19 protein-coding genes and 3 pseudogenes are annotated in these 24,319 nt (G+C 64.9%); all 22 read left to right on the top strand.

The annotated features are described in order from the left end of the window. A pseudogene (locus tag ICN82_RS08020) lies at window positions 1-217 on the top strand (ATP-binding protein); the annotation flags it as partial. A gap of 329 nt (window positions 218-546) precedes the next feature. Continuing rightward, window positions 547-2,106, top strand: a complete 1,560-nt coding sequence (gene pehA, locus ICN82_RS08015; RefSeq protein ID WP_193181525.1) for a phosphoric/sulfuric ester hydrolase PehA — start codon at window positions 547-549, stop codon at window positions 2,104-2,106. A 14-nt stretch (window positions 2,107-2,120) separates the two neighbouring features. Next, the gene (locus ICN82_RS08010; protein ID WP_193181524.1) at window positions 2,121-3,746 is read left to right on the top strand and encodes an ABC transporter substrate-binding protein; all 1,626 of its coding nucleotides are present in this window, start codon (window positions 2,121-2,123) and stop codon (window positions 3,744-3,746) included. A gap of 38 nt (window positions 3,747-3,784) precedes the next feature. Next, entirely contained in the window at window positions 3,785-4,777 is a 993-nt protein-coding gene (locus ICN82_RS08005) for an ABC transporter ATP-binding protein (protein ID WP_193181523.1), read from the top strand. Next, the gene (locus ICN82_RS08000; RefSeq protein WP_193181522.1) at window positions 4,764-5,750 is read left to right on the top strand and encodes an ABC transporter ATP-binding protein; all 987 of its coding nucleotides are present in this window, start codon (window positions 4,764-4,766) and stop codon (window positions 5,748-5,750) included. The genes ICN82_RS08005 and ICN82_RS08000 overlap by 14 nt, the downstream gene beginning before the upstream one ends. Continuing rightward, window positions 5,747-6,667, top strand: coding sequence for an ABC transporter permease (locus tag ICN82_RS07995; protein ID WP_193181515.1), 921 nt, complete (start codon window positions 5,747-5,749; stop codon window positions 6,665-6,667). Before ICN82_RS08000 ends, ICN82_RS07995 begins: the two co-directional genes overlap by 4 nt. Next, window positions 6,667-7,551: an ABC transporter permease gene (locus ICN82_RS07990; protein WP_226898363.1), complete on the top strand. Its 885-nt coding sequence runs from the start codon at window positions 6,667-6,669 to the stop codon at window positions 7,549-7,551. Before ICN82_RS07995 ends, ICN82_RS07990 begins: the two co-directional genes overlap by 1 nt. 8 nt (window positions 7,552-7,559) lie before the next feature. Then, window positions 7,560-8,516, top strand: coding sequence for a formylglycine-generating enzyme family protein (locus tag ICN82_RS07985; RefSeq protein ID WP_193181513.1), 957 nt, complete (start codon window positions 7,560-7,562; stop codon window positions 8,514-8,516). Continuing rightward, window positions 8,485-9,765, top strand: a complete 1,281-nt coding sequence (locus tag ICN82_RS07980) for an ROK family protein (protein ID WP_407943752.1) — start codon at window positions 8,485-8,487, stop codon at window positions 9,763-9,765. The genes ICN82_RS07985 and ICN82_RS07980 overlap by 32 nt, the downstream gene beginning before the upstream one ends. Window positions 9,766-10,118: 353 nt before the next feature. Then, window positions 10,119-10,349: pseudogene (locus ICN82_RS07975) on the top strand (phosphonate ABC transporter ATP-binding protein); the annotation flags it as partial. Window positions 10,350-11,093: 744 nt separating this feature from the next. Beyond that, on the top strand, window positions 11,094-12,251 hold the full coding sequence (locus tag ICN82_RS07970) for a transporter substrate-binding domain-containing protein (RefSeq protein WP_193181511.1): 1,158 nt from the start codon (window positions 11,094-11,096) through the stop codon (window positions 12,249-12,251). Then, a complete protein-coding gene (locus ICN82_RS07965) occupies window positions 12,248-12,907 on the top strand; it encodes an ANTAR domain-containing response regulator (protein WP_193181510.1) in 660 nt (219 codons plus the stop codon). The genes ICN82_RS07970 and ICN82_RS07965 overlap by 4 nt, the downstream gene beginning before the upstream one ends. Window positions 12,908-12,936: 29 nt before the next feature. Then, window positions 12,937-14,172, top strand: a complete 1,236-nt coding sequence (locus ICN82_RS07960; protein ID WP_193181509.1) for an urea ABC transporter substrate-binding protein — start codon at window positions 12,937-12,939, stop codon at window positions 14,170-14,172. 121 nt (window positions 14,173-14,293) lie between these two features. Beyond that, complete coding sequence (locus ICN82_RS07955; RefSeq protein ID WP_193181508.1) at window positions 14,294-15,166, top strand: ABC transporter permease subunit; 873 nt, start codon at window positions 14,294-14,296, stop codon at window positions 15,164-15,166. Window position 15,167: 1 nt separating this feature from the next. After that, window positions 15,168-16,238, top strand: coding sequence for an ABC transporter permease subunit (locus ICN82_RS07950; protein ID WP_193181507.1), 1,071 nt, complete (start codon window positions 15,168-15,170; stop codon window positions 16,236-16,238). Next, entirely contained in the window at window positions 16,238-16,954 is a 717-nt protein-coding gene (locus ICN82_RS07945; RefSeq protein WP_193181506.1) for an ABC transporter ATP-binding protein, read from the top strand. Before ICN82_RS07950 ends, ICN82_RS07945 begins: the two co-directional genes overlap by 1 nt. Further along, window positions 16,947-17,660 carry an ABC transporter ATP-binding protein gene (locus ICN82_RS07940; protein WP_193181504.1) on the top strand — a complete coding sequence of 238 codons (714 nt, stop codon included), beginning with the start codon at window positions 16,947-16,949 and terminating at the stop codon, window positions 17,658-17,660. The genes ICN82_RS07945 and ICN82_RS07940 overlap by 8 nt, the downstream gene beginning before the upstream one ends. A 67-nt stretch (window positions 17,661-17,727) precedes the next feature. Then, a complete protein-coding gene (locus tag ICN82_RS07935) occupies window positions 17,728-18,726 on the top strand; it encodes an acetamidase/formamidase family protein (protein WP_193181502.1) in 999 nt (332 codons plus the stop codon). A 108-nt stretch (window positions 18,727-18,834) separates the two neighbouring features. Beyond that, window positions 18,835-20,400 carry an amidase gene (locus ICN82_RS07930; RefSeq protein WP_193181500.1) on the top strand — a complete coding sequence of 522 codons (1,566 nt, stop codon included), beginning with the start codon at window positions 18,835-18,837 and terminating at the stop codon, window positions 20,398-20,400. Window positions 20,401-20,788: 388 nt separating this feature from the next. Further along, a pseudogene (locus ICN82_RS07925) lies at window positions 20,789-21,611 on the top strand (DDE-type integrase/transposase/recombinase); the annotation flags it as partial. 129 nt (window positions 21,612-21,740) lie between these two features. Continuing rightward, complete coding sequence (locus ICN82_RS07920) at window positions 21,741-22,574, top strand: MurR/RpiR family transcriptional regulator (protein ID WP_193181499.1); 834 nt, start codon at window positions 21,741-21,743, stop codon at window positions 22,572-22,574. 185 nt (window positions 22,575-22,759) lie between these two features. Continuing rightward, the gene (locus tag ICN82_RS07915; RefSeq protein ID WP_193181498.1) at window positions 22,760-24,310 is read left to right on the top strand and encodes an ABC transporter substrate-binding protein; all 1,551 of its coding nucleotides are present in this window, start codon (window positions 22,760-22,762) and stop codon (window positions 24,308-24,310) included. Window positions 24,311-24,319 lie beyond the last annotated feature (9 nt).

The following is a 24,319-nucleotide window of genomic DNA, read 5'->3' as shown; positions in this document are numbered from 1 at the left end:
ATCATCACGACCAACCTCAGCTTCAGCGAATGGGCGGCGGTGTTCGGCCCCTCTCGGGACATTTCCTGCGGAAATGCCCTGCCCGGCAGCGGATGCCAAGGTGACCACCGCGCTCCTCGACCGGCTCACCCACCGCTGCCACATTCTCGAGACCGGCAATGACAGCTACCGCTTCAAGGCCAGCTCCGAGGCGGCAGGAACCAGGAAGGAGAAATGACCGGCATTGACCGCCGCATGAACCGGGCACCATGGTCTGCAGACGGGTCAATTCTCGATGGAAAACCCGGGGCAGTTCTCAACGGAAATCAACACACTCAATGGCTCGATCGTCGGACCAATTTGTCGTGCATTAGCGGGCGGACTTCGGCTTGCTCATGCCACCCATCTAACCGCATGGATTCACGTTGTGAATCCCGTTCGTCCGGAATTTTTCGACAATGCCCGCGCGGGATGTCAACAGAGCGTCGCAGAAGCGTCGCAATTATTACGCATTGTGGGTAGTATTGGGGCGGGCAGAAACTCACCCTGTCTCGAAGGCCTCTGCCCATGCCAAAATCCAATGTGCTCTTCATCGTCGTCGACCAGTGGCGCGGGGACATGCTGGCCCGTCTGGGCACCGAGGGTCTGCGCACGCCGAACATCGACAAGTTGTGTGCCGAGGGCGTGACCTTCGCCAACCACTACACCGTCACCGTGCCCTGCGGCCCGGCCCGTGCCAGCCTGATGACCGGCCTATACGCGATGAACCACCGGGCGGTGCAGAATACCATTCCGCTCGACAGTCGGCACACCAATCTCGGCCGCGAACTGGCGAAATTCGGCTATGATCCCGCGTTGATCGGCTACACGACCACCGTGCCGGATCCGCAGGTCACCGCCGCAACCGATCCGCGGTTCAAGTGGCTGGGCGATGTGATGGACGGCTTCCGGCCGATCCGCACCTTCGAACCCGAAAAGGAGGCGTATTTCGGCTGGCTGGCTCAGAACGGCTTCGACCTGCCGGATAACCGCGATGATGTCTGGCTGCCCGAAGGCGACGATGCGGTGCCGGGCGCCACCGACCGTCCCGCGAGGATGCCCGCGCATCTCAGCGATACCGCGTTCTTCTCCGAGGGTGCCCTGCAGTACCTCAAGGGCGTGACGCCGGGCCGGCCGTTCTTCCTGCACCTTGGCTTCTGGCGGCCGCATCCGCCCTTCGTCGCCTCTGCGCCCTATCACGACATGTACGACCCGGCGGACATGCCGGGACCGGTGCGCGCAGACAGCGCCGAGGCCGAGGGCGCACAGCATCCGCTGCTGGATTACTACCTGCGCCACACGGGGCGGGGCAGCTTTTTCCAGGGAGCGGACGGGCGCGCCTCGGACATGTCCGAGGCCGAGATTCGGCAAATGCGCGCCACCTACTGGGGCCTCATGACCGAGATCGACGACCAGCTGGGGCGCATCTTCGCGGTCCTCGAGGAGGCGGGCAGGATGGACGACACGCTGATCGTCTTCACCTCCGATCACGGCGAGCAACTGGGCGATCACCATTTGCTGGGCAAGATCGCCTATCACGACGAAAGCTATCACATCCCTCTGATCATCCGGGACCCGCGCCGGGGTCACCGTGCCGGCGAGGTCGAGCAGGCCTTCACCGAGAGCGTCGACGTGATGCCGACGATCCTGGACTGGCTGGGCGCCGCCCCGCCCCGGCATATAGACGGCCGGTCGCTGCTGCCTTTCCTCGAGGGGGGCATGCCCGCCGACTGGCGGCAGGAGGTCCATTTCGAATACGACTTCCGCAACGTCTTCTATTCCAGCCCGGAAGAGGAGCTCGGCGTCGACATGGACGAGGCCTCGCTCTGCGTGATCCGCGACGGGAAATGGAAGTACGTCCACTTTGCCGCGCTTCCGCCGCTGCTCTTCGATCTCGAGAGCGACCCCCACCAGTTCACGAATTTGGCCGAGGACCCCGCCTACGCACCCGTCCTGGCCGAATATGCCGGCAAGATGCTGAGCTGGCGCATGCGCCATGCGGATCGCAGCCTGACCGGATATCGCAGCAGCCCCGACGGCCTCGTCGACCGCCGGGCGTCGGCGTCCTCCCCTCTTTCCGTCTCCTGAAAAGGACCCCTCCCATGCTTCACCTCCCCCGTCGCGGCTTCCTCGCAATGGCCGGCGCCTCTGCTCTGGCCGCACCCCGCCTGTCCTTCGCCCAGGGCGCACGCCCGCGGCTCACCATCGCGGTGCAGAAACTGGCGACGTCCAACGCGCTCGATCCGCTGATCGAACAGTCGAATGTCGGCGCCCGGATCATGAATTCCTACCTGGAATGCCTGATCGGACAGGATTACCAGGGCACGCTGTCGCCCATCCCGCGCCTCGCCACGGCATGGCGCCGCATCGATGACAGCACCGTCGAGCTGGATCTGCGTCAGGGTGTCAAGTTCCACAACGGAGACGAGCTGACCGCCGAAGACGTGGCCTTCTCCTTCTCGTCCGCCCGCATGTTCGGCGACACGACCCCGGAAGGCTCTGACACGACGATCCGCTTCAACGAAGAGCGCGTCACGCAGCGCACCAAGGAATTGCCGCCGCAGGTGCCCGCCGTGGCGCGCCGCCTCTGGCCGTCGCTGGTGACGGTCGAGGCCGTCGATCGCCACACCGTCCGCTTCGTCAACGCGACGCCGGATGTGACGATTGAAGGCCGGATCATGGCCATGGGCAGCCAGATTATCAGCCGCCGCGCCTTCGAGGAAGCCGAAAGCTGGCTCGACTTCGCGCGGCAGCCGATCGGCACCGGCCCCTACAAGGTGGCATCCTTCACGCCGGATGTCGAGCTGGTCCTGGTCCCCCACGAAGACTACCATGGCGGCCGTCCGCCGCTGGAAGAGCTGCGCTTCGTGCAGGTGCCCGAAGCGGCACAGCGGGTGAACGGTGTCCGCGCGGGACAGTACGACATGGCCTGCGACCTGACACCGGACCAGTTTGCGACCGTCACCGCGGATCCCAAGCTGGAGATCGCGGGCGGCATCATCAACAATATCCGCGTCACCAATTTCGACAAGAACGATACGGCGCTGGCGGACCCGCGCGTGCGCCAGGCCATGCTGCACGCCGTCGATCGCCAGCTGATCGTCGACCAGCTCTGGATGGGGGAGACCGTCGTGCCCAAGGGCAACCAGTTCCTGTGGTATGGCGACATGTACCTGGACGACTGGACCGCGCCGAGCTTCGACCCGAAGAAATCGCGCGAGCTGCTGCAGGCCGCAGGCTACAAGGGCGAACCGATCCCCTACCGTCTTCTCAACGACTACTACACGCTGCAGGTCAATACCGCACAGGTCATGGTCGAGATGTGGCGCCAGGTCGGGCTCAACGTCGAGATCGAGATGAAGGAGAACTGGGCCCAAATCTGGGATCCGGCGGGCACCCGGGGCGTCCATGACTGGTCCACGGGCGGCAGCTTTCCCGATCCGGTCGCGACGCAGCCGAACCAGTGGGGGCCGCAGGGCCAGGCGGTCCAGACGGGCGAATATCACAACGACGAAGTCACCAGGCTCTGTGGCGTCCTGCAGACCTCGACCGATTTCGCCGAGCGCAAGACGGCGTTCCGCCGCCTGGTCACCGTTCTCGAATACGAAGATCCGGCCTATGGCGTGATCAACCAGAACGCCACCTTCACGGCCAAGGCGAAGTCCACGCCTTGGACAGCCGCACCGTCCTTCGCCATGGACTTCCGCCCGACCAACTGGGGCGCGTAGCCATGTCCGCGGATATCGGCGGACAGGAGGGGGCGGCAATGCCCCTTCTTTCCTTCTCGGACTTCCGCGTCGACTTTCCGCGCGGTCCGGCCGTTCGCGGGATCGACCTGAGCGTCGCGCATGGCGAGGCGCTGGGGATCGTCGGCGAAAGCGGCTCCGGCAAATCCGTGACCTGGCTGGCGGCGCTTGGCCTGCTGGGCGGTACGGCGCGGATCGGCGGCCGGGTCATGTTCGAGGAGCACTCCCTGACCGAGATGCCTCCCAACCGCCTGGCGCGCCTCCGCGGCGGGCGGATTGCCATGATCTTCCAGGATCCGATGAGCACGCTGAACCCGGTGAAGCGGATCGGCCGACAGGTCGCGGAGGTGCTGGCCCTGCACCGCGGCATCAAAGGGCAGGCCGCGCGCGCAGAAACCGTGCGCCTGCTTGATCAGGTCGGCATCCCCAATCCGGCCCGGCGGATCGACCTCTTTCCGCATGAATTGTCCGGTGGCCAGAATCAGCGGGTGGCCATCGCCATGGCGCTGGCCGGTCAGCCCGATCTGCTGGTCGCGGACGAGCCGACGACGGCGCTCGACGTCACGATCCAAGCCCAGGTCCTCACCCTGCTCGACACGTTGCGCCGCGATCTGGGCATGGCGCTTGTGCTGATCAGCCACGACCTTTCGGTCGTCGGCGAACTCTGCGACCGCATAGCCGTCTGCTATGCGGGCAAGATCGTCGAGAGCGCTCCGGTCGCGCGCATCCTGCGCCAGCCCGCGCATCCCTATACCCGGGGGCTGATCGCTGCCGCGCCCCGCCTTGGGGCCGGTGCGGGCGCGCTGGTGCCGATCCATGGTCAGGTGCCCGACCCCTGGAACATGCCCGAGGGCTGCGCCTTTGCGCCGCGCTGCCTGCATGCGCGGACGGATTGCGCGCGCCAGCCGGCGCTGGCCCCGACCGGGGGCGCCGATCACCTGTCGGCCTGCGTCCTGTCGGATGCGCGCTCGGCCACAGCTGCGCACAGGGAGACGCGCCATGTCTCTGCTTGAACTCAGGAACATAGTCCGCCGTTACGGGTCCGCGGGGGGCGTGTTCCGCCCGGCCCGCACCGTCAGCGTCCTGGAGGAGGTGAGCCTCACGGTCGAACGGGGCCGGATCCTCGGCGTCGTAGGAGAGTCCGGCTGCGGAAAATCCACGACCGGCCGCGTCGCTCTGGGCCTCGAGGTGCCGGATGCAGGCGAGGTCCTGTTCGACGGGCAGCCGATGCCGAAACCGGATACCCGGGAATGGCGCCAGATGCGCGCCCGGGCCCAGATGGTGTTCCAGGATCCGCTGGGAGCGCTCGATAGGCGCATGACCATTGCCGAGCAGATCGCCGAGCCCATGGTGATCCACCGCATCGGCACGCCCGGCACGCGCAAGGAGCGCGTGGCGGAGCTGCTGACCGCCGTGGGCCTTCGCCCCGACCAGGGACGGAGCCATCCGCTCCAGCTGTCGGGCGGTCAACGTCAGCGCGCCGTTCTCGCCCGCGCCCTGGCCACGACGCCGGAGTTGCTGGTCTGCGATGAACCGGTCTCGGCACTGGACGTCTCGATCCAGGCGCAGGTGGTGAACATCCTGCTTCGACTGCAGCGCGAGTTCGGGCTGGGCATGATGTTCATTTCTCACGACCTTAAACTGGTGGGCAACATCGCCGACGAGGTCGCGGTGATGTACCTGGGCCGGGTTGTCGAGAAGGGCAGCCCCGAACAGCTTTTCTCAGATCCGCAGCATCCCTACACGCAGGTTCTCGTGGCCTCCATCCCGGATCCGTTCCGCCGGAGGCCACGGCCCGCGCTGAAGGGCGAACCGCCGGATCCGTCCCATCGTCCGGCGGGATGTCCGTTCCATCCCCGTTGCACCATCGCAACGGATCTGTGCTCCACCGAATTGCCGGTCCTGCGCCGCGTGTCCGGCCGCCAGATGGCCGCCTGTCATTTCGTCGGTGCAGCGACGACCGACCCATTGGAGGTGCCCGCATGACCGGCTTCCTGCTGCGCCGCGTCCTGCGCGCGCTTCTGACCATTTTCATCGTGGTGCTCGCGGCCTTCCTCGCCCTGCGCACGACATCGGACCCCGCCATCGTGATCCTGGGGCCCGATGCCCCGCCGGCGGCTGTCGCCGCCTTCCACGAGGCCTGGGGCCTCGACCGTCCGCTATGGGTTCAGTTCGGCAGCTACATGAGTGATCTGCTGCAGGGCCAGTTCGGCAAGTCGATGCTGGATGGCCAGGACGCGCTGAGCAAGGTGACGGCCCGGGTTGCCGTGACCCTGCAGATCATGATGCCGGCCCTTCTGCTGGGGGTCGTCACGGGTGTCGGTGCAGGGATCGTCGCCGCGCTGCATCGGGGCAGACCGCTTGACCGGATCGTGATGCTGGGCGCCGTCTCCGGCTTCGCCGTGCCGGGCTTCGTCTTCGGGCTGGTCATGGTGTTGATCTTCGCGGTGAACCTGCAGTGGCTGCCCTCGGGCGGCAATGACAGCTGGCAGGCGATGATCATGCCGATCCTCACGCTCGCCACCGGATGGGCCGCGATCCTGGCGCGGTTCACCCGCTCGGCCATGATCGAGGTGCTTGACCAGCCCTACATCCGCACCGGCAGCGCCAAGGGCCTGATCTGGCGCGAGGTCGTCATGCGGCATGCCCTGCCGAATGCTGCGATCCCCGTCATCACGATGATCGGTTTCATGGTCGGCGGACTTCTGGCCGGGGCCGTGGTGATCGAAAGCGTGTTCTCCTGGCCAGGGATCGGGCAGCTGATCGTCAGTTCCGTCAGTTCGCGCGACGTGGCAGTGGTGCAATGCGTACTGGTTCTGGTGGCGACCACGATGGTGGTTTCCAACATGATCGTCGACCTGCTCTATGGCTGGCTCGACCCGAGAATGCGGGAGGCGGGATGATGCCTGCTGATGTATCGATGCAGACGGCCGCGGCGCGTCCGGGTCTGCGGGCGAGGCTTCCGGATGTGCCGGTCACGGTCCTTCTGTCGATGGTCTGGATGGTCCTGATGATCCTCGTGGCGCTGCTCGCGCATTGGCTGAAACCCTACACGATCACCGAGATGGACCTGATGGCGCGGCTTCAGCCCCCTGTCCTGATGGGGGGCAGCTGGGCCCATCCGCTGGGCACCGACCAGCTGGGGCGGGACGTGTTGGCGCGGCTGATCGTGTCCATCCGGGTCAGCCTGTCTCTGGCTGTGTCAGCGACCATCCTGGGCGTGCTCTTCGGCGGGATCATGGGGCTTCTCGCGGCGCATTTCCGTGGCTTTGTCGAGCAGCTGGTTCTGATCCTGATCGACGTGCAGGCGGCACTGCCCTTCATCATCCTGGCGCTGTCGGCGCTGGCGTTCTTCGGAAATTCCTTCCTTCTGCTGGTCTTCCTGCTGGCCTTCTACGGCTGGGAGCGTCACGCAAGGGTGGTGCGAGGCCTGGCGCTGGCCGCCTATGGGCAGGGCTACATGCGCGCGGTCGAGCAGCTGGGCGCCGGGCCGGGGCGGCTCTACCTGCGTCACATGGTGCCGAACATGGGCGCGACGCTGGTGGTCTCCGCGACGCTGGCCTTTCCCGAGGTGATCCTGGCCGGAGCCGGGCTCAGCTTTCTGGGCCTGGGGATCCAGCCGCCGGATACAGACCTCGGCAACATGGTGGGCTATGGGCGGACCTACCTGCAGACAGCGCCCTGGGTGTTGCTGTGTCCGGCCGCCGTGATCGTGCTCACGACGCTTGCCATCAGCATGCTGGGCGACTGGATGCGCGACCAGCTTGACCCCGGCCAGCGCGCATGAGCGGTTGCATGACGGCCGACCCCGCCGCGAGCGCCTCCTGCTGCGGGCCCGCCGGCGCGGCCTCTGCCGACGAGGACGCGCATCTGCGGCGGGCCCTCGATGTCCTCCCGGCGCCGCCGGAGGTGCAGGCGGAGCTGCGCCAGATGCTGCGGCCCGTTCCCGGGGGCTTCTTCGAGATGGGAGCCCGCATGTCGCGCTACGCCGGTGACCTGGATGCGCCCCGGCGCAAGGTGAAGGTCGCGCCGTTCCGGATCGCGCCCACCTCGGTGACCAACGCACAGTTCGGACGCTTCGTCGCGGCGACGGGCTACCGGACGGTGGCCGAAACCGAAGGCTGGAGCTTCGTGTTTCACCTGCTGGTGGCCCGGCCGCAGGCCCATCCCCGCGCGCCGCTGGGGATGCCCTGGTGGCACGCGGTTGAGGGCGCATGCTGGGCGGCGCCCGAGGGCCCTGGCTCGGGCACCGACGGACGGGCGGATCATCCGGCGGTTCACATCGCCTGGTTCGACGCCTTGGCCTATTGCCGGTGGTCCGGGCTGCGCCTGCCCTCCGAGGTGGAGTGGGAACGCGCCGCCCGCGGCGGCCTGGCGCGCCGGAAGTTTCCCTGGGGCAACGCGTTCCGGCCGGGCGGGCAACAGGCGATGAATACCTTCGAGGGCACCTTTCCCGATGCGCCCGCCACCGGGCAGGATTGGCGCGGTACCGTCGCGGCGGACAGCTTCGCTCCGAACGGCTACGGGCTGTTCAACATGACGGGAAATGTCTGGGAATGGGCCGCGGACCGTTTCGGGCCCTTGCCGGGCGGCGCCCAGGTGCCGCGGGCGGGGACGGAGCGTGTGCAGCGCGGGGGGTCCTACCTGTGCCACGCCAGCTATTGCGACCGGTATCACGTCCATTCCCGCACCCGGAACACGCCCGACAGCACCACCGGCCATGCCGGTTTCCGCGTGGCCTGCGGGGCCTAGTTCGCGGAGACGTCCAGATGGGCGCTTGCCCCGGGCAAGACGTTCCGCCATCAGCTCCGGAAATCCGAATGGACTGTTTCGTATGTCGATGCCGCAGAATTGCTTTCCCGTTGCACCAGAGACGCTTCTTCCGGAGCGCTTTCGCCGGCACGAGGGCGGCCTGGTCCGGCCCAGCGAACGGCGCCTTCTGTCTATCGTCCGGCGCAGGCCCGACGTGACACGGGCGGAAATCGGCGCTGACATGGATCTCGCCCAGCAATCGGTGCATCGGCTGCTCGGCGGCTTGCTGGATGACGGGCTGATCGTCTTCGGTCGCGCGGCGGCCGGCCGACGCGGCCAGCCAAGCCCGAGCGTTCGCCTCAACCCGCGCTTCGCCTGTTCCCTCGGCGTCGCCCTGAGTACCAGCAGGGTCGGGATCTCCTGCAGCGATTTCGCGGGTGGCCAAAAGATGCGCTCATTCGAGATCGACGGAGACCCGGTGGATGACGTCCTCGACCGGATCGACGCCTGTTTCACGGAGCTTCTGGAGGAGATGGAGTTTTCCCGGGACGACGTCCTGGGGATAGGCTTCGCGATTGCGGGCTACGTGATCGCGGACTGGCGCTACAGCCCCCCCCATACCCTGTCGCACTGGTCGAAGGTCGAGATCGCGCCCCGCGTGTCGCGGCGATTCGGTGTGCCGTGCTGGTCCGAGAACACGTCCAGCGCCGCCGCCCTGGGCGAAGCCATGTTCGGCGCGGGCAAGCAGCACGACAGCCTCGTCTACGTGGACATGAGTTACGGGTTGGGCTCGGGAATCTATTCGGACGGACGGCTGATGACAGGTGCCTACGGGAATGCAGGTGAAATTGGGGGGATCTTTCCCGATGCCGTCTATCATCTCCGCCCCGCACCCGGCCTTCTGATTGAAAAGCTGCGGCGGTCCGGGCGCCATGTCGCAGGCCTGCCCGATCTCGGCCGGGCGGTGGCCGAGGAATGGCCGGAGGTCGAAGACTGGCTTCGGCGCGTGCAGCCTCAGTTCGACAGCATGATCAGCGCCATTTCCGGTCTGATCGATCCTGATTGCATCGTCCTGGGGGGGGATGCCCCGGTGAACCTGGCAAGCAAGTTGGCCGAAAGGTCCACCTACTTCCGGCGCAAGCGCTACGGATTTGCCCGGCGCCTGCCGGACCTGATCCTGTCGCAGGTCGGGGACGACGCCTCTTGCATCGGCGCCGCGTGGCTGCCGTTGCAGGATTTTGCGTTCTGACCTGGTTCGTTTCCGCGGAGGCACCAACGGGCCGGTGGTCCAGGACCCGGCCCGGTGCTCCGCGCGACAGCGTCGCGCCTGAGCCCGGCGCAGCCCCCGGCCGTCGCTCGTCGGGGCGCGTCCGCCCCGAAAGCGGCAGCAAACCCATCCGGGACATCGGCGACCCTTCCGGCAATCTGCACATTTCATTCGCAAACCCGTCACGCTTCCGTTTTCGACCCAGCCTAGCAACGCCGCTGAACAAAGGATGACGCGTGCTTCAGGTCGAGACACTCACTCGGCACTTCGGCGCAAGAACGGCCGTGAACCGGGCCAGCTTCGAGATGCGGGAACCGGCAATGATCGGCGTCATCGGCCGCATGGTAATCGCCAACCTCCACATGCTGGACACCGCGAGGCGCTACTGCGACCGGATCATCGGCATGCTCGACGGGCGGATCGTCTTCGACGGGACGCCCGAGCAGCTGGCCACAGGCGTCGCCCTCGACATCTACGGAGCCGACGCGGATTTCTCCGAAACCGCCACCTCCACCGCCATCGTCACGCCGAACCGCGCGCGGTTCGAGGCTGAGGCGCATCTCTGACACCAATTCAAGATCATATCCACTTCCGCAAAACCGTCTTAACTACACTTAACGTATTGATATGAAGTCGTTCATGGCGAAAGGGCGGAGCGCGGCTCAGAACTTGCTGCGCCGCGGTGACGGAATTCCCGCCCCCGCGGATCGCTGATGCCCTGCTATTGCATCGCCTCCTCCCGCACCCGGATTGCCACGACGACGAGGAACGTGGCCAGGCGGATGGTCGACATATGTCCATCGCCTGTCGCGTTCGAGCGGCAGCAGAAACTGAGACAAGAAGGCGTCTAAGAAACACGGGGCTATTCAAGGTCTTTCCCGTCGCGGAGACCGCTGACTACCTTGAAGGCGCTTCATCAGGCACCTGCGGCTATTGCGAAGTGGCCAGGTCGGCCAGCCGGCGCATGAAGGCGAACTGCTTGGAGTCGACATTCAGGAGCTGCGTGAGACGAGGATAACCATAGGCGTTGCTTGCCACGACCTGACTCTCGGGAATGTCCCCGATCGGAAAAACAAGATCCGCGTAACTTTTGACCAAATAGCCGCGAGCTGAACGAAGTTTAATCGGCGCGACTGATCCGGCCAATCAGGTCCTCAGGGCAATTGACAGACGTGTGACCGCTTCATAGCGTCTCTACGTGGCGGAGAGCAAATGCGCTCGTACAACGTCATTCCCAAATCCCAGATATGTCAGCAAATGCGCTCCAAAAGCAGAAATGCTTCTGGGGCTTCTCGTCGTTGGAAACGAAGATGGTCCGTACAGAAATTCAGATCGGCATTTTGTTTTCCCGCACCGGGCCCTATGGCACGATCGCCCATTCGCAGCTCAATGGCGCGATGCTTGCCTGCAGCGAGATCAACGCAGACCCGAAAGGTGCCGTGTCTCTGATCCCCGAGATCCGCGACCCCGGGGGGCGGCTCGAAAATTACGCGAGCGATGTGAAGTCCATGCTGGGCAAAGGTATCCGGCATGTCTGCGGCTGCTATACCTCGTCCTCGCGCAAGGAAGTCATTCCGCTATTCGAAAAGCATGATGCCCTTTTGTGGTATCCAACCCATTACGAAGGTTTCGAAAGCGCGACCAACGTCATCTATACGGGTGCGGCGCCCAATCATCACATGTCGCCGCTGATCGATTATCTTTGCGGCCGGTTCGGCCAGCGTGCCTATTGCGTCGGCTCGAATTACATTTGGGGCTGGGAAAGCAATCGCGTGATGCGCGACGGCTTGCAGCGGCGCGGCGGCACTGTTCTGGCCGAGCGCTACATGGCGGTGGGGGATACCGATCTTGACGCGATCGTCGACGAGATCCTCGAGCTGAGGCCCGATTTCGTGTTCAACGCGCTGATCGGCGTGTCGTCCTACACCTTGTTTCGCACGCTGCGCGCCGCCTGTCAGGCGCGCGGAATAGATCAGCCGCGTGAGGTACCGGTAGCAAGCTGCAACCTGTCCGAACCTGAGCTGGAAGAGATCGGCGCCGACAGCGCCGACGGGCAGATCAGCTCCAGCGTCTATTTCTCGTCCCTTCAGAGCAGCTGCAATGCCGCGTTCGTGGCGGCCTATCACGCCGCCTATCCCGAAGGGCCGCGCGTTTCCGCCGAAGCCGAGGCCGCCTATATCGCCATTCACCTGATGGCACTGGCCATCGCGGAGGCGGGCAGCGATGAGGCCGATGCCGTGCGCGAGGCCGTGGCGGGACGTTCGTTCGAGGCGCCCCAGGGCTGCGTCACCATCGACCCCCTGTCCTTCCATGCCAGCCTGACACCGCGGATCGCCGTGTCACGCAAGGACTTCGAGTTCGACATCCTTCTCGACACGGGCGCCCCCGTCGAGCCGGACCCCTATCTGGTCGGGTCCATGACCTGCGCGCCGCGCCCGGCAAGAGCCAATGTGAGGATCGTGAAATGAAGACAGCCCGCATTGTCCAGAATTTCCGCGGACGTCAGGCCCATGTCATCACCCATGATCGCAGGGCGGGCGAGCTTCTGGCACGTGTCCTGCCGCGGCTCGGACTGCTGCCCGCCATCCTCCCCGTGTCGGAGCGTGACGTTGTGACATTGCCGCCGATCGCAGCCTGCGAGGATGCGGTGCTGTTCCTCGACGGTGACCTGTCGCTGCCCGAGGACTGGGCGCGGGAGGACCTTGCCGCGGGGCTGCCGCCTTGCCCGGTCGTGGGACTGGTCGGCAGCGAAGCTCCGAGCCGCCTGCGCGGCCTCGTGCAATTGGGGGTCGGCAGCCTTCTGACCAAGCCGCTGCAGGGCGGCGCGGTCTATTCCTCGCTGTATCTGGCCGTCAATTCCCATGCCGCAGCCCTGCAGAGCAGCGCGGTCCTTGAGGACATGCGCGAACGCAGACGCAAACGCATCTGGGTCCTGCGCGCGGTCAACGCAGTGATGCGGATGCAGGGGCTCGACGAAGATGCCGCCTACGAGATCCTGCGCAAGCAGGCGATGCGCGCACGCACCAGCATCGAGGATCACTGCGAGAGCTTCATGCAGGTGACAGACGACCCGGAGCCAATCCGGGCATCCATTGCAAACGGTGCGGGGCACCCCCTGAAATAGCACCTGAAATCCCAACAAGGAGTTGAAAAATGAAGAAAAATCTGAAAAGCACCGCTTCGGTGCTCGCTACCCTATTGTCTGTTGCAGGCGGCGCGATGGCGCAGGATGCCGAGCCGATCAAGCTGGGCGTCCTGGAAGACCAGTCGGGAGATTTTGCACTGGCGACCATCGGCAAGGTCCACGGGATCGAGCTGGCCGTCTCCGAGATCAACGCGGCCGGCGGCATTGCCGGGCGTCCGATCGAGATGGTCACCTATGACACCCAGTCCGACAACACGCGGTATCAGGAATTCATGCGCCGCGCGCTGCAGCGGGACAAGGTGGACGTGGTCTTCGCGGGCTTCTCCTCGGCCTCTCGCGAGGCCTATCGCCCGATCGTCAACCAGTTCGACGGGCTTGCCTTCTACAACAACCAGTATGAGGGCGGCGTCTGCGATGCCAACATGATCGTCACCGGGGCGGTGCCGGAGCAGCAGTTCTCGACGCTGCTGCCCTACATGATGGAAACCTACGGACCCAATGTCTACACGATCGCGGCCGACTACAATTTCGGCCAGATCTCGGCGGAATGGGTGCGCAACATCGTCGCCGAGAATGGTGGCGAGATGGTCGGCGAAGAGTTCATTCCGCTGGGCGTGTCGCAATTCTCGCAGACCATCCAGAACATTCAGGCGGCCAAGCCCGATTTCGTGGTGACGCTGCTGGTGGGCACCGCGCAGTCTTCCTACTACGAACAGGCAGGCGCCGCGAATGTCGATCTGCCGATGGCATCCTCGGTCAATGTCGGACAGGGCTACGAGCACAAGCGCTTCACCGCGCCCAGCCTCAAGGACATGTATGCAACGGTGAACTATGTCGAGGAAATCGACACGCCGGAAAGCCAGGCCTTCGTCGAGCGGTTCCGCGCGATGTTCCCCGACGAGCCCTATATCAACCAGGAAGCCGAGAATTCCTATGCCGCGGTCTATCTCTACAAGGAGATGGTGGAACGCGCCGATGGGTCGACCGAGCTGGAAGACGTGCGCGCGACCCTGGCCGATGGCACGCTGTGCTATGACGCGCCCGAGGGCGAAATGTGCATCGACCCCAAAAGCCAGCACGCGTCGCACACGATCTATCTTGCACATGTGACCGAGGATCACTCGATCGAATTCCCGAAGAAATGGGATGCGATCCAGCCCTATTGGCTGGGCGATATCGGCTGCGACCTGACCCAGGAAGACCCGAGCGCGCAATACACCCCCTCGAGCAATCCCAGCAACTGAGCCGAACCGCAGGGGCGGGCCGGGTGCCCGCCTCTGCATCTCTGCCGCAAGGCGCCCGGACGCGCCCGCTCTCTGCCTGTGTCCGCGTTGTCCCACCGAAAATTCCCGAAAGGACAAGGTCGTGGAGTTCCTCTACGCGATATTCAGTTTCCTGTACCAGTTCGGCGATGCCTTCGCCTTCCTGGTCCTGAGTGCCTGCGGCCTTGCCGTGATTTTCGGCATGATGGGCGTCATCAACCTGGCGCATGGCGAGTTCATCCTCTGCGGGGCCTATGTCTCGACTTCGGTGGCGCATATGGGCCTGCCGCTGCCCGTCGCCATCGCGGCCGGTTCGCTCGCCGCGGGCATCGCCGGCATGATCGTCGAGCTGGTGGTGATCCGTCCGCTCTACAAGCGCCCGCTGGACACGATCGTGGCCACCTGGGGGATCTCCATGATCGTCACCCAGGGCACGCTGATCGTGCTGGGCACGACCATGGCGGGCAGCGGAACGCCGCTCGGCAGCTTCGTCGTGGGGGATTACTCCTATTCCACCTACCGCGTCGTGCTGATGGGGATGGCGCTGGCGACGCTGGCGGCCCTGTGGCTGATGTTCACGAAGACCCGGTTCGGGATCCTGGCACGCGCCACGATCCAGGTGCCGCATGTGGCCGAGGCCCTCGGCGTGAACACCAACCTCGTCTACAGCCTGACCTTCGGCCTGGGCGCGGCCCTCGCGGGGCTTGCCGGGGGGCTTTACGCCCCGACGATGACCCTGGTGCCGACCATGGGAGCGGCATTCATGGTCGAGGCCTTCGTGACCGTTGTCGTGGGCGGCGCCGACATCTTCCTGGGCACCGCGCCCGCGGCGGTCGTGCTGGGCCTGATCAAGGCCACGCTGACCTCGTGGCAGGGGCAGCTTGCAGGCCAGATCGGCATGCTCATCGCCGTCATCATCGTGATCCGCATCCTGCCGCGCGGCATCAGCGGCAAGATCCTGAAAGAAAGGGCCTGACATGCTCGACTCTTCGCGTCGTGCCTCCATACTGCGCCTCGTCGAGGGGCCGCAGACCATGGGCCGCGGGCCCGGCTTCTGGACAGGCTTCGGGTTGGTGCTGCTGGGGGCCATCGCCTACCCGTTCTTCGCCGACAGCTATGATGTCGGCAACAATGTCTACTTCTTCAACTGGCTCTTCATGGCGATGGGGCTGAGCTTGATCTGGGGCTATGGCGGGGCGCTGAGCTTTGGTCAGACGGCCTTCTTCGGGGTGGCGGGCTATTCCTATGGCGTGCTGACGATCAATCTCGGCGATGCCTACGGGCTGACGCTCCTGTCCCTGGTTCTGGCCGTGGGGATCAGCGCGCTGTTTGCCGCGATCCTGGGATATTTCCTGTTCTTCGGACGGATCAGCGGCGTCTTCCTGGGGATCGTCACCCTGTCGGTGACACTGGTGCTGGAGCGGTTCATGGCGCAGACGGCCGGGCCGCAATGGGCAATCGGGGCCGCGCGCCTGAACGGGTTCAACGGCATGGGGGCGATGCCCTCGCTGACCATCCCGTGGTTCGGCGGCGATATCACCCTCTATCCGGATGTTGCGCTCTACTATGTCACGCTCGCGCTTCTGGTGGTGGTGTATCTGGGCCTCAGGATCCTGGTGAATTCGCGTTTCGGCAACGTGATCGTGGCGATCCGCGAGAACCCGATGCGCGCCGAGATGCTGGGCTACGACATCCGCAAGTACCAGCTTGCGACATTCGTCATAGGCTCGGCCCTGGCCGGCCTGTCGGGGGTCCTCTACACCTCGTGGGGCAATTACATCACGCCCGCCTCCATGGGGATGACGGCGGCATCGCTGCCCATCGTCTGGGTGGCCGTCGGGGGGCGCACCGACCTGACGACGACGATGATCGGCACGCTGGCCGTGCTGGTCATCTTCCAGTCGCTGACCATCCATGGCAGCCAGTACGCGCTGATCGTGATGGGGGCATTGCTGGTGATCACGGTGCTGGTCGCGCCGAAGGGCATCGTCATCGCGCTGGTCGACCTGTTCCGGCGCAGGCGCTCCCGCCAGGAAGGAGGTGCATGATGGCCATCCTCGAGACACGCCAGCTCAACAAGCGTTTCGGTGGTCTGCACGTGACCGGCAATGTCGATTTCGCGCTGCAGCCGGGCGAGATGCACTGCCTGATCGGCCCGAACGGGGCGGGCAAGAGCACATTCTTCAAGCTGATCCTGGGCGAGCATCTCAGCGACAGCGGGCAGATCCTGTATGACGGTGCCGATATCACGCGCGCCAAGCCCTTCGAGCGGATCCGGCGCGGGATCAGTGTCAAGTTCCAGGTGCCGGGGATCTTCCGCGAGCTGAGCACGCGGCAGAACCTGACCATCGCGCTGCAGCATCACGTCAGCCCGCAGGTCCTGTCCGAAGAGATCGACCGCCTGCTCGAATTCCTCAAGCTGGCCGATGACCGCGACAAGCAGGCCGGCAACCTGAGCCATGGTCAGAAACAGTGGCTAGAGATCGGCATGGCGGTCGCGCTGAAGCCGCAGCTTCTGCTGCTTGACGAACCGACGGCCGGCATGACCCCGGACGAGACCTACGCCACCGGCGCCATGCTGCAGGACCTGAACCGCGCAGGCATGACCGTCCTGGCCGTGGAGCACGACATGGCCTTCGTGCGCCAGATCGCGCACCAGGTCACCGTGCTGCATCTGGGCAAGATCTTTGCCCAGGGCACGATCGACGAAATCGTCGCGGACGAACGCGTGGCCGCCATCTATCTGGGAGAATCCGATGCATAGGGATGTGCTTCTCGACGTGATCGGCCTGCATGGCGGCTATGGCGGCAAGCCCGTGCTGCAGGGGGTCGATTTCCGGGTCCGCGAGGGCGAGATCGCCGCGGTGATCGGGCGCAACGGAGTGGGCAAGTCCACGCTCATGCGCACGCTGATCGGCCTGCTGCCCACCGCGCGCGGCTCGATCAACCTGCGAGGCCGCCCCCTGGATGCGATCAGCGCCCACAAGCGGGCCCGCCACGGCATAGGCTACGTGCCCCAGGGCCGCGATGTCTTTCCGCGCATGACCGTTGTCGAGAACCTTCTGGTCGGCGAGAGCATCGCGGGACGGTCCATTCCGGGCAGGCTGGAGGAGGTCTTCGGCTATTTCCCGATCTTGCGCGAACGCGCCGATCAGCGCGCCGGAACCATGTCCGGCGGACAGCAGCAGCAGCTGGCGATCGGGCGCGTGCTGATGGGCGATCCCTCGGTCATCCTGCTCGACGAACCCTCCGAGGGGATCCAGCCCAATATCGTGCAGGATATCGCGCGCATCATGGTGGAGCTGAACCGCAAAACAGGCGTCACGGTGATCTTCGTCGAGCAGAATATCGACATGATCCGCGCGATGGCGCAGCGCTGCTACGTGATGGACAAGGGCCGCATCGTCGCAGAGCTGGATCGTGACGCCCTGAGCGACCGCGCCCGGATACGGCAATACCTGTCGGTCTGAGGGCCGCCCCGCGTGGCGCCTGCGCGGTGCCACGCCCCCTCATGTTTCATGCAAGATGGAGATCCAGATGAGCTGGTTTGATGAATCCCTGATGGCCCGCAAGGGCGTTGCCGGCGGCAAGGCGCTTGACCATCGCACCCTGACCGAGGCCGAGCAAGGCGAATATCCCTATATCTACACCGCAGGCATCGCCCCGGTCATGACCATCGACCCCGGCACCGTGATCGCGGCGGAAACCCATGATGCCTTCGAGGGCGCGATCACCTCGGAAAGCGATGTCCCGACCGAGATTCTGAACTTTCCGTTCCTCAATCCGCAGAACGGCCCGATCTGCATCAACGGCGCCGAGCGCGGGGACACGGTGGCGGTCTATATCGAAAGCATCGTGCCGCGGGGGCCGCAGCCTCGCGGCACCACCGTGATCATGCCCGAATTCGGCGGGCTGGTGCCCACGGCCGATACCGCGCTTCTGACCCAGGCCCTGCCGGAGGTGGTGCGCAAACTCGAGGTGACCGCCGAAGAGGGCACCAAATGGAATGATCGCATCACGCTGCCCTACGAGCCCTTCATCGGCACCATCGGTGTCGCTCCGATGGCAGAGGCGATCTCGTCGCTGGTCCCCGACTACTACGGGGGCAACATGGATCTGCCCGATGTCGCGCCGGGCGCGGTTGTCTATCTGCCGGTGCAGACCGATGGCGCCTTCCTGTTCCTTGGCGATTGTCATGCGGCGCAGGGCGATGGCGAGCTGTGCGGCGTGGCGATCGAGCATCCCACGGTGACCACCGTGCGCGTCGACCTGATCAAGAACTGGACGATCCGCACGCCGCGCCTCGAAAACGAGAAATTCTACATGACCGTCGGCTCGTCGCGCCCGATGGAGGATGCCGCGCGGGGCGCCTATCGCGAACTGATCCGATGGATGGTCGCCGACATGGGCTTCGATGAAATCGACGCCTACATGCTGCTGACCCAATGCGGACGGGTAAGGCTGGGCAACATGGTCGACCCCAAATACTCGGTCGGGGCTTCGGTGCTCAAATCCATTGTCGGCATCGCCCGGTGACGCGGCGCCCGCGGCCGGGGGCATGCGTGCCGATCGGTTGCGGGCACAGGGCGGGGCACCGAACGCCCCGCAGCGCCCATCCCCCGGTTTCAGATTCAGGAGCTTTTCATGACCTCAGTCACCACCCATGCCGCGACTTCCCAAGGCGACCGCGCAGGCATTCCCGATCTCGGCTCGCTCGATGTCGAGACGATCCGCGAGGGGCTCCTGGCGGGGCGCTTTACCGCCGAGGAGCTGACGCTTGCCTCGATCGCGCAGATGAAGGCGCTTAACCCGCGCTACAATGCGATCATCTTCGAGAACGATGCCGCCCTGGCCACGGCGCGCGAGATTGACCGCAAACTGGCCGCGAAGGAGCCTGTCGGTCCGTTGGCCGGGGTGCCGGTCGTGGTCAAGGACCCCATGGACATGGTTGGCTTTCCGTCCACGGCAGGCTGGCGTCTTCTGTATTCCGGCACGGGCGGCGTGGATCTGATGCCGGAACGCGACAGCCCCGTCGTTGCCCGGATCAAAGCGTCTGATGCGGTGATCATCGGCAAGACGAATGTGCCGATCCTCAGCTGGACGGGCACGCATGCCGATGACAGCTGGGCAGGCCCGACGCTGAACCCTGCGATCGAGGATCGGGTGCCGGGCGGCTCAAGCGCGGGAACCGCCGCCGCGGTTGCAAGCCATATGTGCGTTCTCGGCCTGGCAGAGGAAACCGGTGGCTCGATCCAGAACCCTGCCTCGGCGCAGGGACTGGTGGGGATCAAGCCGACCATCGGTCTGGTGCCGAATGCCGGCGTCATCCCCTTGTCGGGAAATCGCGATGTCGTCGGCCCGATCGCACGCAACGTGCGCGATGCCGCGTTGGCGCTCGATGTGCTGGCGGGATTCACGACCGAGGACCCCAAGACCCTTGCCTCGGTCGACAAGATCCCTGATGGCGGCTATGCGCATGGTCTGTCGGCCGAGGGACTGCAAGGCAAGCGGCTTGGCTTGTATGGCCCCGGCTGGCGCGGCGATGCCCTGTCTCGCGAAACGGCGGAGTTGTATGCCCGTGCGCAAGACGAGCTGGAGAAACTTGGCGCGACGCTCATCGAGGACCCGTTTGCCGGCACCGATTTCGCCTCCCATAGGCAGATAACCCCCGGCACGCCATTCTTTGATGGCCGCGGGCTGGAATCAATTCCCTATGACATGACGCAATATCTGCGGCGCCTGGGCCCGGATGCGGCGCTGCAGAGCTGGGAAGCGTTCTGTCAGGCCACCGCAGCAGAGGATGTTTTCGCGCCCGGCGCAATCCTGGGCTACCTGCACGAACTGCCCGATTTCGTCGAGGCGGTGAAGACGCCCGAAACGCCGCCAAGCCTGCCGCAATTCCTCGCGCTCAAGCGCATCTACCTGAAACTGATCGAGCAGGTCTTTGCCGAGCATCGGCTGGACGGGCTGGTCTATCCTCAGATGCTCGAAGAGGTTCCGCAGCGGGGCTCTGGCGATGCGATCCGCGAAACGACCGTGGGCGAGCTGAACATTGCCGGTCTTCCCGGTGTGACCGTTCCGGCGGGCTATTATGCTTCGGGTGCGCCCTTCGAGCTGATTTTCCTCGGCCGTCAATGGTCCGAAAAGGGACTGATCGAATGCGCGCATGCTTATGAGCAGGGGACGCTGCATCGCATGGCAGCCGTCTGAAGCGCCGGTTTCGGCTGCTCGGGCAACGGGGGCCGCGCCACGGCACGGTCCACATGCCAGGGAAAGCACCATGCAAATGCGGTGCGGGGAGGCCCCCTTGAGATCGTGTCCCGCATGGTAATGATCTTGGGCTTGAGTGGACTGCTGGCCGTATCCGATGGACGAGCGGCACCAGCGCCAAGGGTTCACGCCGCCGCAGGGCCGGTGAGAGCCCAAACTGACCGCGTTTGTTGCTGGAGGCTTAGCACTTGCAGCATGGGCGCTCCTGTCGCGCCACGGCCCTGAGCTGCCGTTCGCCAGACTGGTCTCCGCTGCAGCGCGGCTTCTCCATACCGGACCTCCACAGCACCGCGCTGACCTGCCGCGCCATCGTCTCCTCCCCCAGGGCCGCCGGAATGAGCTTCTTCTGGACCCGCTGGACGATTGCCTCTATGCCCTGCAACCGTCGATCCCGCATCTGACGCGATCGGCGCTGCATCGGTGCCTGCAACGGCACGGCATCTCGCGTCTGCCGGATGTCGAGGGTGACAAACCCAAGCGCCAGAAGTTCAAGCGCTACCCGATCGGCCCTCGCCAGCGGTTCTCGGACCGATGGCGAACACGCTGGCTCGATCCACATCGACATTGCCGAGGTGCAGACCGCCGAGGGCAAGTTCTACCTGTTCGTCGGCATCGACCGGACGTCCAAGTTCGCAGTTGCTCAACTCGTTGCAACAGCTGACAGAAAGACGGCCTGGGAGGTCTTGCAGCACATGCTCGAAGCCGTGCCCTATCAGGTTCACACGATCCTAGCCGACAACGGGATCCAGTTCGCAGAGCAGCCCCGCAATCGGAACACCATCTACTCCCGGCCGATGCGCTTCGACATGATCTGCGAGGCCAACGGCATCGAGCACCGGCTGACCAAGCCCAATCACCCATGGAGTTCCGAGGGCCAGAAAACGATCCGGGGGATCGTTTTCCCGAGGGACGGCCAGGTCGAACGGATGAACCGCACGATCAAGGACGCGACGGTCAAACGGTTCCATTGCGACAGCCACGATCAGCTCCGAACCCATCTCGCCGACCTCTTGGCAGCCTACGATTTTGCACGCAGGCCGAAGACGCTCAGTGGCCTCGCGCCCTGCGAATACATCTGCAAAATCCGGACTTCAGAGCCGGATCGTTTCATCCTTGATCCCCTCCACCAGATGCCGGGACTGAACACCTAGCCCGGCAGCGAACTGGTCCAAACACCGGGACCATCTTCCTCGTACGTGTTGGCGGCAAGCTCAACAGAGTGTCCGGATTTCGGGGACTACCTCACTTGACATGAGGCGACGCGGCTTTATGCCTGCACAGTGACCTTCAGCCAGCGCATCGTTGACGTCTATGACGACCTGACCCGCAGCGAGCGGCGTCTGGCCGATCTATTGCTCGAGTCTCCCGAGCGTATCATTGCCGATCCGATGCCCAAGCTGGCCGAGAGCGCTGCCGTGTCCAAGGCGACGGTCGCGCGCTTTCTGCGGCGGCTCGGCTTCAAGGGCTTGCGCGACGCTCAAGCCAGTCTCGGCTCCGATGTGGCAGCCGGTCCTGAATGGCGGGGCCGTTTTCGACCGCAAAGCGGCCCCGGCGCGCATCTGACCAGCGAGCTGCAGAATCTCAGCCGCTCGATCGAACAGATCCGCACTGACGAGCTGGACCGGGCGATCCGCTCCATGGCGCGCTGCGAAAAGCTCTGGGTCGTCGGCTTCGGCGACAACTACCCGCTCGCGCATTTTGCGCGGGCGCTCCTCATCCGCGTGAAGCCTGACATCCGCATGATCCCCATCGGCGGCTTTTCCCTGCCCGAGGAGTTTGCCTCGATCAGCGGCGAGGATGCGATGCTGGCCCTTGGCGTCGGACGGCGGACACGCCTGCTGCGTTCGGTGATGCGCTCGGCCCGTCAGGCCGGGGCGCAGGTCACACTGATCACCGATCAGGCCGCCCCCGTCTCGAGGGATGTCGCAGATGTCGCGCTGCGGTGCCGCACCCGAGGCGCCGGCGTTTTCGACAGTGTCGTCGCCCCGGTATCGGTGCTGACATACCTTTGCTCTGCCATGGCCTTGCGCATCGGCGAACCGGCATTGTCCCGCCTTGATGATATCTCAAAGATTCACGAGGACTGGCAAGATCTGCTCGATGGCGATCTCTAGATCTCAGGATTGATGCTCCGCGCTCCATCCTGACTGCAAGGCAGAGTCAGTCTTGATGTCTTCGAGCACATTTTTGCAGTTTTTCTTGTCGGCGCCGGCACCCGCAGGCCATCTGTCGATCGAGGCCGCAACGACGGCCAGATTGCAGAAAACGGGCCGTCTGGTCCACCGACAGGAGAGTTGCCATGACCACCTTACCGAGGCTCCGCCTCTGTCTCGCCGGGGCTCTGGCCCTGGGCACTGCCCTGCCCGCCGCCGCGCAAGACAACGAAATCGTCTGGGCAAGATATGGCGATATCGACACTCTCGACCCGCACCGCGCAACCTCGACGCTTTCGCTGCAGGTCTGGTCGCTGATCTACGATACGCTGATGGCAACGGATGAAAGCGGTGCCCCGGTGCCCAACCTTGCCACCAGCTACGAGGTCAGCGAGGACGGGACCGAGTATACGTTCACCCTGGCCGAAGGCGTCACCTGCCACGATGGCACGCCGCTGGACGCGCAGGACGTGAAATACACGGTAGACCGCGCCTTCGACGATGCCGAACCGTCGGTCACGCAGTCCTCGTGGGGGCCGGTGACCAGCGCCGAGGTCATCGATCCGCTGACGGTGAAATTGACGCTCGGGTCGCCCTTCGTGGCGCTGATCCCCTTCTTGGCCGACAGTTTCAGCTCCATCATCTGCGACAGCAACGCGGAAGCCGAAGGGTTTGGCAGCAGCGTTGCGATCGGTTCTGGCCCATGGAAACTCGAAAGCTGGACCCGGGGCGACCGCATCTCGCTTGCCGCGTTTGACGACTACGTCAACCATGGCAAGCTTTCCGCCAATCCCGGCCGCCCGTACATGGACCGCCTCACGATTGTCACGGTGCCCGAGGCGCAGGCGCGTCTCGCAGGTCTGCGCACCGGCGAAATCCACGTGGCCGAGCCGCCGCTCGACGATGTGAGCGCCCTGCAATCCGGCGACGAGATCGATATCGTCGTGGCCGAAAACACCGGCCAGAACGTATTCTGGGAATTCGCCAATCGGGCGCCCTTCGATGATGTGCGCCTGCGTCAGGCAGTGGCCCACGCGACCGATGTGGACACCGCGCTGATGCTGATCTACGGCGACCTTTCGATCCCGGAGCAATGCCCCATCAGCCGCGGCGTCTTTGGCAATGACCAGGAATTCTGCGCGCAGCACCGGCCGCAATACGATCCGGAGCGCGCGCGCGAGCTGCTGGCCGAGGCCGGTTACGGCCCGTCCAACCCGCTCGAGACCAACCTGCTGGTCTGGACCGGCGGCAAGCGGGACCGTCTGGCCGAAGTGTTCCAGGCGCAGCTCGCGGAAGTCGGCATCAACGCACAAATCGAGATGATGGACATCGGCACCATGAACGCCCGCGTCCGTCAGGAGAACGAGCGCGAGGATGGCAAGGCCAGCATGGATATGATGACCTGGTCCTGGTACGACCCGGATATCCTCTATGCGCTCTGGCACACCCCCGGCGCCTATCGCGGCTTCACCTCGCCCGAGCTTGACGCGATGCTGGAGAAGACCCGCGTGACCAGTGGCGACGCGCGCGATGCAGCGGTTCGCGACGTGATGGCCTATCTGCTGGAAAACGCGATCCATGTCCCGCTGTATACGCCCGGCTGGGAATGGGTCTTCGCGATCCGCAGCGAGGTCGAGGGGTTCAAGGTGGCGCCCTTCGTCTATCCGATCTTCTCGGATGTGCGCATCGGCGACTGAGTGCCCGTT

It is taken from the genome of Mangrovicoccus algicola, assembly GCF_014903745.1.
Taxonomy (GTDB): domain Bacteria; phylum Pseudomonadota; class Alphaproteobacteria; order Rhodobacterales; family Rhodobacteraceae; genus Mangrovicoccus; species Mangrovicoccus algicola.
The sequence above is the reverse complement of the archived record's forward strand: the minus strand, read 5'-3'. Positions and strand labels throughout refer to the sequence as shown.